This window comes from Sediminibacterium goheungense (assembly GCF_004361915.1).
Classification (GTDB): domain Bacteria; phylum Bacteroidota; class Bacteroidia; order Chitinophagales; family Chitinophagaceae; genus Sediminibacterium; species Sediminibacterium goheungense.
The window spans coordinates 557,452-569,752 of sequence record NZ_SNWP01000010.1; the positions used below are offsets into that span (position 1 = coordinate 557,452).

The following is a 12,301-nucleotide window of genomic DNA, read 5'->3' on the forward strand; positions in this document are numbered from 1 at the left end:
TTTCCTGTTTTGTTTTATCGACAAAACAGGAAATAACAATCAATCATAAACCCTGACATGAAAAAGAATATTTATCTTTTTTGTATGCTACTACTGATCATAGCATGCAAAAAAACAAACAACACCAATCCAGCACCTGTACCTACAAGTCCTTCGGTGGCCATCAGTTTTAATACACAAATCACCTACCAGACCATATCGGGTTTTGGTGGTGCCAACCGAATGTGGGGAACACAGTCGCTAACACCTGCAGAGGCTCAGAAAGCATTTGGTACCGGCGAAACAGAATTGGGTCTGAGTTTATTCAGGGTTCGACTATCCTCCAACAAAACCGAATGGCCCATTATCATTGAAGCAGTAAAAGAAGCCAACAAAAATGGCGTAAAAGTACTGGCCAGCCCATGGTCCCCACCTCCTTCCATGAAAGATAATAATAGCGATATCAGGGGAAGGTTATTACCACAAAACTATACTGCCTTCAAAAATTATATCAATGAGTTCATTGCATATATGAAGTCAAATGGCGCTACCATTGATGTAGTATCAATCCAGAATGAACCTGACTGGACACCTACTTATGAATCGTGTGATTGGACAGCAGATGAAATGATTAATTTTCTGAATGCTCCCGGACAGATCACAGGTGCCAAGGTTGCTGCACCGGAATCACTGAATTTTAACCAGAATATGACCAACGCCATTTTATCGAATGATGCTGCAGCACAAAAAATTGATATTGTTGCTGGACATATTTATGGAGGAGGTTTGGCGAAATTCCCACTGGCAGAACAAAAGCAGAAAGAAATCTGGATGACAGAATACCTGCTCAACCTGAATACCGGTAATACGGGAGCTCCTAAATGGAGCACTTATTCAGAATCAGCTAAATGGAGTGAAAGTATCAAAATGCTGGTGTCTGTACATGATGCCATGATGAACAATTGGAATGCATATATCTGGTGGTACCTGCAACGATACTATTCATTCCTGGGAGATGGTGAGGAAGGAACGACAAATGGTGCGGTGCTAAAAAGAGGTTTTGCCTTTTCGCATTTTTCAAAATTTGTACGGCCTGGGTTTGCCAGGATCGGCACAGATGCCACGTTAAATTATTACCTGAAAATATCTGCTTATAAAAAAGATGCACAAATTGTATTGGTCATCATTAATCCAGAAGCATTCCCTATTAATAATGTAAAACTAAACGGTATTAGCCAGACTTTAGCTGCCAGCTATACCAGTTCAGAAACACTAACCATGTCGAAGAAAAGTTTATCTGTAGCAGCAGATAAATCAGTAACTTTTGATGCCCCTGCCAACAGTGTAACCACTATTGTATTGGGTAATTAATATTATTCCCTATGAAATATCTGCTTATTATTCTTGCCCTTAGTTCTTTTACCAACACATATGCACAGGTATGGAATGGCAAAAAATGCGCAGTTGTTATCACTTATGACGACGCCATAGACCAGCATCTTGACAATGCAGTTCCAATACTTGACTCACTCGGGTTAAAAGCAAGTTTTTATGTAACAGCTTTTTCGGGTTCGGTACAAAACAGATTGAATGAGTGGAAGAATTTAGATAAAAAAGGGCATGAGTTGGGCAATCACACATTATACCATCCATGCACGGGTGGTACAGGACGTGAATGGGTAAAACCCGAGTATGATATGCGCAACTATACTGTACAGCGTATGATTGATGAAACGAGAATGACCAATTTATTTCTTCAGGCATTAGACGGTAAAACCAAACGAACCTTTGCTTTTACTTGTGGCGACATGAAAATCGGGGACTCCTCTTTTATCAATGCCATGAAAAAAGATTTTGTAGCTGCCAGGGCCGTACGGAATGAAATGCATCAAATAAATGAAATAGACCTGTATAATATAGATTGCTATATGGTAAATAACCATACAGGAGAGCAGATGATTGAATGGGTAAAAAAAGCCATAGCTACGAATTCCTTACTTGTTATTCTTTTCCATGGCGTAGGAGGTGGTAATGGATTAGATGTTTCGATCAGCGCACATCAGCAGCTACTGACTTACCTGAAACAAAATGAAAAAGATATTATGATTGCACCTATGATTACTGTGGCAGAATATTTACAATCCAGACAAAAGATTAAATAAAAGCTAATCATTTTCTATCAAGAGACTGCGCGTAACTATACTAAATCATTGAGTCCGAATAAAAAAGGCCCGCCGAATGGCGGGCCTTTAAGTAAGCAACCGTTATTGAAAGGGGGATTAACGCATCTTCATTAACTGAACTATTTTTCTGTTACTACCCTGCTGTAACTCAGCGTAATACACACCTGGTCTGAAATCATGACCTATCTGAACCGTACTATTAGCATTGTTATTGGCTTTGGCTTCTACCATTCTTCCGGCAGCATCCAGAACCCTGATCTGAACAGGCAAGCTACTACGGCTTTGCAATTTCAATATAAAATAGCTGGTAGATGGATTACCAATCACCTGTACTGTAAAGTCATCCTCTGTTGTTTTAGCATCGCTGGTTATGAACTGAGATGAAGTCCATGCATTGGAAACAAGAGCCGGTCCGTTACCACAGGTATAACTATTCCAGATAACATTAGAAATATTACTTTCCAGATCTTCTGTAATGAAAAATCCTGTCATGAATACACCAGATGTATTATTGATGGCCTTACCTTCCTGACTTAGTTTCATTAGTCCCTTGGGCAAGTATACATTTCCTGTGAACTGTATATTGGTACCATTTACACCGAAACGTTCATCATCCTTATTACCATCACCCATATAGAATGTTACTTTACGTTGGTCAGGATTGATTCTTGAGTTAGACAGAAGCTTTACCTTATTACTGATTCTCACTTCAGCATCTGAAGCAAATCGAACACTTGTATTGAGTGAGTTGGTACCTGCCAACACAATCAGTTCAGCAATATTAACAACAGGGGCATTAAAAAGAACACGGGCTCCTGCACCAATCTCTATTTTCTTGAAATTATCACCTGTGAGCACCACATTCGCACCTTCCCGTATAGTAAGATCAGCATAATTACCTGTTACTGTAGTAGTGATGTTTTTATTAACTGTATAATTACGAAGGTTTCTGGTAGATGCCGTATTATACTTCATAACCGGAAGTACCACATTCGCTGTTCCATTGATAACAGATGGAAGGCTGATACCCGTTCCATTTCTGTATATTCTTGGTGCTTTTACAAAAGCTCCTGTTCCTGTTAATGCACTATTTTGTTCAAAAATTGCTTTCCCGAAAATACGCATCACACCTACACTACCCGATGCCAGTTTATTACCTACACCGAGTTTAACATCATCATAAACGAGAATAGTGTAGTTGGCTGCTACAGATTGTTTGTTATAGGTAAATAATGAAGGGGCAGAACTACATCCATTAGCTGATGTAGTGGTCAATGCATAAATACCATCTGCATTGGTTAATCCAAGTGTTAATGCCTGCTGAGTAGATACAACTGTTGTACCCTGCTTCCATACATAACTTGCACCTGGTGTTGTATTGGCTGTTACTACCAACTGATTACAGAATGCATCCGGTGAGCTAACAGCATAACCGGTAGCAGGTTCGGGTGTTATGACCACATCAAATGAGCCTGTTTTCAGGTTACCGTTCACATCCGTTACAGTATAGGTTACTGTGGAAGTTCCCACGTTAAAAATGCCACTTGCATCGATACCAGTTCCTGTTCTGCTGGTTGCGCCGCTTACAGCATATGATACAGATTGAATTCCACAATTATCCGATACCATAATTTGTGGTACCTGATAGCTACCAGAGCTCGCAAAACAATGTGTTACACTACTTGTTACTTCAATCGACGGAAGCTGATTATCAATCACGGTTACAGATTGAGAAACGGTATCTGTATTGCCATACTTATCAGTAACTGTCCAGGTAACTTTGGTAGTTCCTATGGGAAAAAAGTTTCCTGAAAAATCTTTTGTAATAGTACCAGTATTACCACATACGTTGTAAGCTTCAGGCATTTCTAAATTTACCGTAGCTCCACAGGCATTGGCATCATTCACAACACTTTGATCAAAGAGTGGGTCTAAGAATACCGAAAGACCTGTAAAGCCATTAGCCATAGGTAAACTGTTGCCCAATGCGGCATTAACAGCCGTAGCCTGAACCGTATCTCTATAAATAAAATAAGTACCATTATTACCTGGAATATTCCCGGCTATAAAACCTGTTGCTCCACCGGGAAATGCATTTGATTCCAGTATACCATAAATTGAGTTGGGATATGCATTGACTAAGGGGTCACCGTCAAAAAAGAAAATATGTGTGGCCCTTTCTCCCAGGTTTCTGTTATAAAAAGTGTTACAATAGATAGAAGTGGCATTTCCTCTGGTACGTAAACTTGAGCCGGTAGAAGTAATACCATCAAAAATATTTCCTGAGATCGTTGCTCCGATCACATCAATAGTGATCTGTGTATTGCCCTGGTAACAAGCAGATGCACTATTATAACCACCGGTTATCCCTGTTATTCTGTTATTGGTAAAAGTTACATTTTTAGAATTGGTAACGGTATTGCTACCACCCAATACCACCAGTTGGCGAGGCACATTATTTCCGGCTGTAAACTGTGTACCGGAGCCACACCCACCTGGCTCAGTTCCGGTAAATGTTTTCCCTGAAAAAGTATTTTCATTGATAATTATATTATCGATTGCGGTATTAAAATTAGACGCAATACCATGTTCTCCATTCGCAACAATCTCATTGCCTTCAATACGGATATTGGTATGGCTTCCTAATAAATAAATAGCAGCAGTTTCAATACTACCATTACTATCAAAACCGGTAATAGTAAAACCCTTACCGGATGCACCAATGGTTACATTATTGATACCTGAGTTTAGTGCAATCGTATTCTGACCGATTACAGATGAGTTAATATGTGTTACGGATGCGCCTCCTGTTGACAACAGACTGATGCCTTGTTTATTGATCACATGGTTACCTGTATAAGTACCTGGTGAAACAATAATTTTACCACCGGCTGCCACACGGGGAATGGCTTGTGTAATGGTTGCATATGGATCCCGAAATGATCCGTTCTTGGTAGCTCCACCATAAGAAGCATTTACAAATACAAGAGATAATACGGGCGAGCCGTATGAACTATGTTGGTTTTCGATGGTTGCATCATTATTTGCAGCACTAACCGCAGCAATATCAGTGTACTTATTAACGGTTGCGTTAAGAATAGCGATATCATAATAATTCGCTGCGGATCCGGCTCCCCAACTGTTACCGGAAAAATTCACGGCACAATCAGACATGATCACCCAACCGCGTGTACCATATACATGATTATTGGTAATCGTTCCGGTTACATTATTATTGATATACCCAGGCTGACGAAGATTATAGATGGTATTATCATGAATATTCAGTCCGGTAAGTCCTCCTGACACTTCCAGTGCACGGGAAACATTACCCCCTGTCATAGCATATTGTCCGCTGATGTTGCAACCTGCCAGTTCAAAATTATTGGCCTGCACACCAATCAGGTTTTGAAGGGGAGAATCGTCTGTTTTGGTGATAACGAGATTACTGATAGATACCTGAGGAGCCGTTACCAGAAAAAGATAAGTGCCACCACTGGTTTGGATAGTAACAGATCCGGCTGAGCCCTGGGGTTTTATGGTCAATGATTTATTAACCTGAAGCGTGGTGGTTTGCACATAGGTACCTGCACCTATATTAATAATATCGCCGTTTGCAGCTGCCGCAATAGCTGCAGCTATGCTTGATTTAGCTGTTGCCGGACTTAATCCGTCGTTCAGGTTATCCCCACCCGATGCTGAAACGTAGTAATTCGTTTGGGCATTTGTAGTGGTAATAAGTAGCAGGAAAGCAAAAAAAGAAAAAAGAATGGGTAACTTTTTAGACATAGGATTTCATTTAGGGTTAATAAGATTTACAAAACCTTAATAATCAATTGCATATTAACTGTTAATTCAATGTGGAAAAAACGGTATTTTACAAAAAAATGAGCGGTGTTTTCAACGGTATAATTAGCGGTTTACTGAACCATCAGGCCTTTGATTTTATACATTTGTAGAGTCTTTACTTATATTTATTTCTACAAAAAAGAATACGACTCATTTCTATTTTAGAAAAAAATAACACTTAATATTATCATAATTAATATTTTATATATTAGTTAAAATAATATTCACATCCTTTTTTGTTTGCATTAATCTTTTATTAACATTTACACCTATTAATGCAGCACTTTTACCCGCTTGTGGTCTTATTTAAGGTGCTGACACTTCGAGCTAGCCTTTAGAAAAACGATTTGAGGAATGTTGATGGTTTCAAAGAGCAGGGCATCATAGTAATGAGTTATGGTGCTTCTATTTCAGTAAAACTTATGTACAGATAACAAAGAGGTGCCATTCCTATGACCGGGAATCATTGAATTAAAAATGTGAAATAACAGACTATTTATAGAAGAATTTTTCATCACCCTATAGAATGTAGCCCACTACATTTTATGAATCAAGCCTAAACTTTAAAAATTGGAACAAATGAGAAAACTTGTATCACTACTGACGGTGCTAATGCTTTTCACGGCATCAGCATTCGCTCAAAACAAAACTGTTACCGGTAAGGTAACAGAATCGAATGGTACACCTATTTCTGGTGCTACCATTAGCGCCAATGGCAAACCGGTTGGCGCCACTACTACAAGTGGTGACTTTTCCGTTACGCTGCCAACGGCTACCACCTCCATTACAATCAGTTCTCTCGGTTTTAACGACCGTACAGTAACATTGACAGGAAGTGCATTATCCATTACCTTAACCAGTGCCGATGCAGGCAGCGTATCAGAAGTTGTTGTAACTGGTTATACCAGTATTCAGCGTAAGAAATTCTCCGGCGCTATTGCAAACGTTTCTGCACAGGAAGTGAAGAAACAGCCCTTCGGTTCATTCGACCAGGCCCTCCAGGGTCAGGCTGCGGGTGTTTCCGTAGTTGCAAACAGTGGTCAGCCCGGTGCTAATGCGATTGTTCGTATCCGTGGTAATGGTTCAATCAGCGGCGGTAACGTACCATTGTACATTATGGATGGTATTGAAATTTCTGCTGCAGATTTTTCCAGCCTTAACCAGGGCGATTTTGAGCGTGTGGAACTGCTGAAAGATGCGGTTGCTACTGCCATGTATGGTTCACGTGGTGCAAATGGTGTAATTGTTATTTCAACACGTCGCGGTCGTGCAGGAACACTGCAACTGAATTATGATGCTCAGGTGGGATGGAGCACATTACCGCAGGATCGTCTGGTAATGATGAACAGTGACCAGAAAATTACTTATGAATTACAGCGTGGTAACCCTTATGGCTGGACAACTGCTGAAGCTGATAGCTTGCGTAAAGTAAACTTCAGCTGGAAAGATGCACTGTTTCAGACAGGTATGACACATCAGCACATGATCAGTGCAAGTGGTGGTAGTGCTACCAGCAAATTCTTTGCGTCATTATCATATATGGATCAGGAAGGTATCGTAAAAACAACAGGTTTAAAACGTTACACTGCCCGCATCAATGTAGACAATACCATTAAAAACTGGCGCTTTGGTGTAAACCTGCAGGCTGGCTTCTCTAAACTGAAACAAACAGCAGAAGGCAACACTACGATCAGCTCTCCTTTAAATGCTATCCGTTGGTCTAACCCTTATGAAAGAGACAGAGACCCAAGAACAGGAGATTTCCAACAATTCGGCGGCCCAGGTTACCTGACTTCTGGTCAGCCTAACGGAGCTATGGAACTGTTTCTTGATTACAATAATTCTATTCAATTAAAAACAGTAGCAACGAGCTACCTGGAATTTCATTTCCCTTTCCTGAAAGGTTTATCTGCCAGAACCAACTGGGGTATTGATTATACCAATAATGAAACAACCAACTTCAACGACCCACGTACTGCGGGTGCACAGGCCCGTAACGGTTCACTTAACAGAAACAGTTCATGGAACTTCCGTTATACCGGAACAACTTCTCTTAACTACAAGCAGAATTTTGGTAAGCATGAAGTAGAAGGTGGACTGTTTACTGAGGTTGTTAAAAACGATTCAAGAAACTTTGGTTTTACCGGTTATGGTTTCACCAATGGTTTTAATAACGAAGCAGGTTTAACCGCAGGTAGTACTGCAAATGCCAACTACATTCCAGCTATTGGTGGCGGTGGTTCAAGAAATGGTATCTACTCTTACTTCGGTATTTTCAACTATGGTTATGATAGCAAATATTATGTAACCTTAGTAGGTCGTCGTGATGGTTCTTCACGTTTTGGTGTGAACAACCGTTTTGCCAATTTCGGTTCTGTAGGTTTCACCTGGTCTGTATCTTCAGAAAAATTCATGGAGAACAGCAAGCTGTTTGATAACCTGAGTTTGCGTGCCAGTATCGGTACTACCGGTAACAACATTACCCAGGCTGGTGACTTCCCTATTCCTATTTTCGGACGTTCTACCTATGCGGGTGTGAGTGGCTGGTCTCCTGGGTCTCCCGGTAACTTAGACTATCGTTGGGAAACCAACCGTACCATTAACTTTGGTTTAGACTTCTCAATCCTGAAAAGAAGACTGAGCGGTAGCATTGAACTGTACGACAGAAAAACACTGGACCTGTTCTATGCCCTGCCAATCGATCCGTCAATCAGTGGTTTTAGCAGCATCCCAAGTAACTTTGGAAGCTTACGTAACCGTGGTGTGGAATTATCGCTCCGTGGTGATGTAATCAAAGCAAAAGACTTTTCTTTCAGCATTGCTGCAAACATTACCTACAACCAGAACAGAATTATTGATCTGCCAACAGATTCAGTAGTTTCTGGTCTCACCATTCTGAAAGAAGGAAAAGCGTTGAATACTTTATACCTGGTACCATACGCTGGTGTAAACCCTGCGAATGGTAATGCTCAATATCAGAAAAAAGATAAGAGTACAACCATGGTTTACTCTCCAAATGATAAAGTGTACCAGGGTACATCTGATGCCCCATGGTTCGGCGGTATTACCACTTCACTGGCTTACAAAGGTTTTGACCTGAGTGCGCAGCTGAACTTCTTCCTGAACAGGGTTCAGTATAACAACGATAAAAACAACGTAGTTAACCCAACTTATTTCTATGACAACATGTGGGTAGAACTGTTGAAAGAATGGAAAAACCCTGGTGATATTACCAATATTCCAAGACCAACATCTGGTGCTACTGCATTAGGCCCAGCCAACCCTTATCAGACACAAACGACCTTCTTCCTGGAAGATGGAAGTTTCTGGAGATTACGTAACGTAACTCTGGGTTATACTGTACCTGCCAAGTTATTGTCAAAAGCGGGTCTTCGTTCAGCACGTATTTTTGTACAGGGACAAAACTGGTGGACTGGTACCAAGTTCCAGGGCTTCGATCCTGAAGCAACTGGAACCTCATTGGTGGGTGCTCAGTACCCAGCACTGGTACAAACAACCATCGGTTTAAATATTGGATTCTAATCACCAATCAAAATGCATAATATGTATAACAAGATCATAAAAAATACAATTGTCGCTTTTGCAGCATTTACGTTGGTGCAAGGGTGTTCAAAAAAGGAAGTCATTGAACTGACTCCCGAATTCTCTCTCGATGCCTTGAGTAACCCTTCCAGCATGAAACAGGTAGAAGAGGTTTTAACAGGTGCATACGGCTCCTTAAGAGCAAATGATTATTTCGGCTCAGGTAGTGGTACAGGTGCCGGTTGGTCTTTGATGCCGGATATCATGAGCGATAACGTTTACGAGGTTGCTGCTGAAACACTCGCCAATTCAAGAGCTATGGCAGACTGGTTGTATAACTCCTCAACCGGTCAGATTTTCAACCTGTATGCAGCACCGTATAATACCATTGCGCATGCGAATATCATCCTGAGAGACATTGATAAATTTACCAATGCGAATAATCAAGGGCAGGCCAACAGAATCAAAGGTCAGGCTTTCGCTTTGCGTGCTATGGCACATTTTGATCTGTTCCGTTACTTTGCTCCGAAATACGACCGTAGCAGTACCGCTGATCTGGCCATGCCTTATATCAAAGAATTCACCGTTTCTACTTCTGTAAAACCAGTCCGTAACAACAACAAAGATTACTATGATAATATCTTTGCTGATCTGAACCAGGCTGTTACATTATTAGGTAATGTTGACCAGGCAGTGAATCCTGCCAGTGGTTTAACAAGACCCTTTATCGATCGTAATGCAGCTTATGCATTATTGGCAAGGGTAAACCTCTATGCAGGTAACTGGGCTGATGCCGCTACCGCCGCTACCAATGCACTGAATGGTCGCCCACTGGCTACTACACAGGCTGCATTTACCGGTATGTACAAACAGACAGACAGAGGTGAAATCATCTGGAATGTGCAGTTTGAAGCTGGTCAGTCCGGACCTTCTTTCCTCGCATTCTTTGCAACCAGTAATCGTAGTTATTTCAGACCTGTACCAGATATAGCAACGATTGCTGGTAATACGGGTTTAATTCAAAGTAATGACTTACGTTACCAGGCTTATTTTACCAATGTACCCGCTGCAGGTAGTAACCCGGTTCCAAACCTGGCGATTACCAAATACAGAGGTAAAGGAACCTTGGTTGATGGTAATGCTAATTTCATTGCGCTTCGCAGTGGTGAAATGTTCCTTATCCGCGCTGAAGCAAACGCGCGTCTGGGTGGTGCTAATGAAGTTACGGCATTAGCCGATCTGAATGCTCTGCGTGCTGCACGTATCAGTGGATATACGCCTGTAGTTTTAACAGGTGCCGCTCTCATCAATGCAATTGCTGATGAAAGAAGAAGAGAAATGTTTGGTGAAGGCCATCGCTTCTTTGACCTGAAAAGAACTACACGTGTTATTAACCGTGGAGCACCCTGTGGTACATCCGTATCTTCATCTGGTAGCTGTACATTAGCTGCTACAGCGAGAGAATGGACATTACCTATTCCGGAAAATGTACTCGGATCGAACAATAATCTGGTGCAGAATCCTGGATATTAATTCAATTTTGTTTTCATAAAAAAACTCCCTGTTTGCACAGGGAGTTTTTTTATGCTGCTGATGAACTCATCTTTTAATCTTTTCCCACAAAACAAAAGACCTTCCCCGCAGGTATTGAAAAGTACCCATTATGATTGCAGCATTTGCAAGAAGAAAATAAAAAGGAAAATAAAAGATCCCTGATTGATTTTTCCGCTTACTAAGAAAATATCCGCTGATCGCCCAGCCAAAAAAAACAAGCTGCACAACTACCATAAAAAGAACATATGGGTCATGGGTATTCAAAAAAAGAAAAATTGACAATGGCAGCAGTACAACCAACACATAAGGAACTACCAACCATCGAAATAATTTCCGGCTAATAAGCTGAAATGCTGCAAACGGCTGTTTTACACAAAAGCGTAGCAATCTGAATCTTTCAAAAAACTGAATGCTTCCGGCAGCAATTCTTACTTTTCTTTTCCATTCATCCTGGATAGACAAAGAAGCATTTTCTGTACCATAGGCCAATGGCTCATATACTACCCTTTTCCCCATTTCAAGTACCCTCATGGTTATCGTCAGATCCTCACAAATTGTATCATCTGGCACAGGCTTCAGCAATTCCTTTCTTATTGCATATAATTCGCCGGCAGCCCCGGTTACTGAGAATGCTTTTGAATCCATTACTCTGATAATGGATTCATATTTCCAGTAAAATCCTTCAGCTGACAGATCATGATCACCGGATATTCCCAACACCCGCTTCTCACCTGCTACTGCTCCTATCAATGGTTCCTGGAAAAATTTAACCAGTTCTTTCAGTGCTTCTGTATTCAACATGGTATTTGCATCGGTACATACAACGATATCGGTTTCAATAAAGTTAATAGCTTTATTGATGGCCCCGGCCTTACCTTTTCGTATTGTATCATGCAAAAGTTTTGCCCTGCCATCTGCTCTAACTGCCAAATCAGTACCATCCGTAGACCCATCTGTCAGTACCACTACTTTCAACTGATCGGATGGATATTCCAGCATAAATGTATTGTCGAGCTTCTGCCTGATACAATCCACCTCATTATAAGCAGCGATCAATACTGTTACCGGAGGATAGTAGGAAGGATATTTCTTATTGGCTTTGAACAGACTGGCCAAAAACGAAAAAAAAGGGTAAATCAGGTAGGGATAAGCTGCTATTGCCAATAAATAGTATAGTACAGGATACATCATTT

6 protein-coding genes are annotated in these 12,301 nt (G+C 40.9%); 4 read left to right on the forward strand and 2 right to left on the reverse strand.

What is annotated here, in order from left to right:
- The first annotated feature begins 84 nt into the window (after positions 1–84).
- The gene (locus BC659_RS02440) at positions 85–1,350 is read left to right on the forward strand and encodes a glycoside hydrolase (RefSeq protein ID WP_162847329.1); all 1,266 of its coding nucleotides are present in this window, start codon (positions 85–87) and stop codon (positions 1,348–1,350) included.
- Between the two features lie 11 nt (positions 1,351–1,361).
- Positions 1,362–2,141, forward strand: coding sequence for a polysaccharide deacetylase family protein (locus BC659_RS02445; RefSeq protein ID WP_133472990.1), 780 nt, complete (start codon positions 1,362–1,364; stop codon positions 2,139–2,141).
- A gap of 117 nt (positions 2,142–2,258) precedes the next feature.
- Here BC659_RS02445 and BC659_RS02450 read toward each other — a convergent pair whose 3' ends face one another.
- The gene (locus BC659_RS02450; protein WP_133472991.1) at positions 2,259–5,951 is read right to left on the reverse strand and encodes an HYR domain-containing protein; all 3,693 of its coding nucleotides are present in this window, start codon (positions 5,949–5,951) and stop codon (positions 2,259–2,261) included.
- Between the two features lie 639 nt (positions 5,952–6,590).
- On the opposite strand from BC659_RS02450, the gene BC659_RS02455 reads away from it, so the two are divergent.
- Positions 6,591–9,554 (forward strand): SusC/RagA family TonB-linked outer membrane protein, encoded by a 2,964-nt coding sequence (locus BC659_RS02455; protein WP_133472992.1) that lies wholly within the window; start codon positions 6,591–6,593, stop codon positions 9,552–9,554.
- Between the two features lie 21 nt (positions 9,555–9,575).
- Positions 9,576–11,087: a RagB/SusD family nutrient uptake outer membrane protein gene (locus BC659_RS02460; protein ID WP_162847330.1), complete on the forward strand. Its 1,512-nt coding sequence runs from the start codon at positions 9,576–9,578 to the stop codon at positions 11,085–11,087.
- Between the two features lie 66 nt (positions 11,088–11,153).
- Here BC659_RS02460 and BC659_RS02465 read toward each other — a convergent pair whose 3' ends face one another.
- Positions 11,154–12,299 carry a glycosyltransferase family 2 protein gene (locus BC659_RS02465; RefSeq protein ID WP_133472994.1) on the reverse strand — a complete coding sequence of 382 codons (1,146 nt, stop codon included), beginning with the start codon at positions 12,297–12,299 and terminating at the stop codon, positions 11,154–11,156.
- Between the last annotated feature and the right edge of the window lie 2 nt (positions 12,300–12,301).

Excerpts from the sequence above, each read along its gene's own strand:
- BC659_RS02440 (WP_162847329.1), top strand. The coding sequence starts at position 85 with ATGCTACTACTGATCATAGCATGCAAAAAAACAAACAACACCAATCCA.
- BC659_RS02445 (WP_133472990.1), top strand. The coding sequence starts at position 1,362 with ATGAAATATCTGCTTATTATTCTTGCCCTTAGTTCTTTTACCAACACA.
- BC659_RS02450 (WP_133472991.1), bottom strand. The coding sequence starts at position 5,951 with ATGTCTAAAAAGTTACCCATTCTTTTTTCTTTTTTTGCTTTCCTGCTA.
- BC659_RS02455 (WP_133472992.1), top strand. The coding sequence starts at position 6,591 with ATGAGAAAACTTGTATCACTACTGACGGTGCTAATGCTTTTCACGGCA.
- BC659_RS02460 (WP_162847330.1), top strand. The coding sequence starts at position 9,576 with ATGTATAACAAGATCATAAAAAATACAATTGTCGCTTTTGCAGCATTT.
- BC659_RS02465 (WP_133472994.1), bottom strand. The coding sequence starts at position 12,299 with ATGATGTATCCTGTACTATACTATTTATTGGCAATAGCAGCTTATCCC.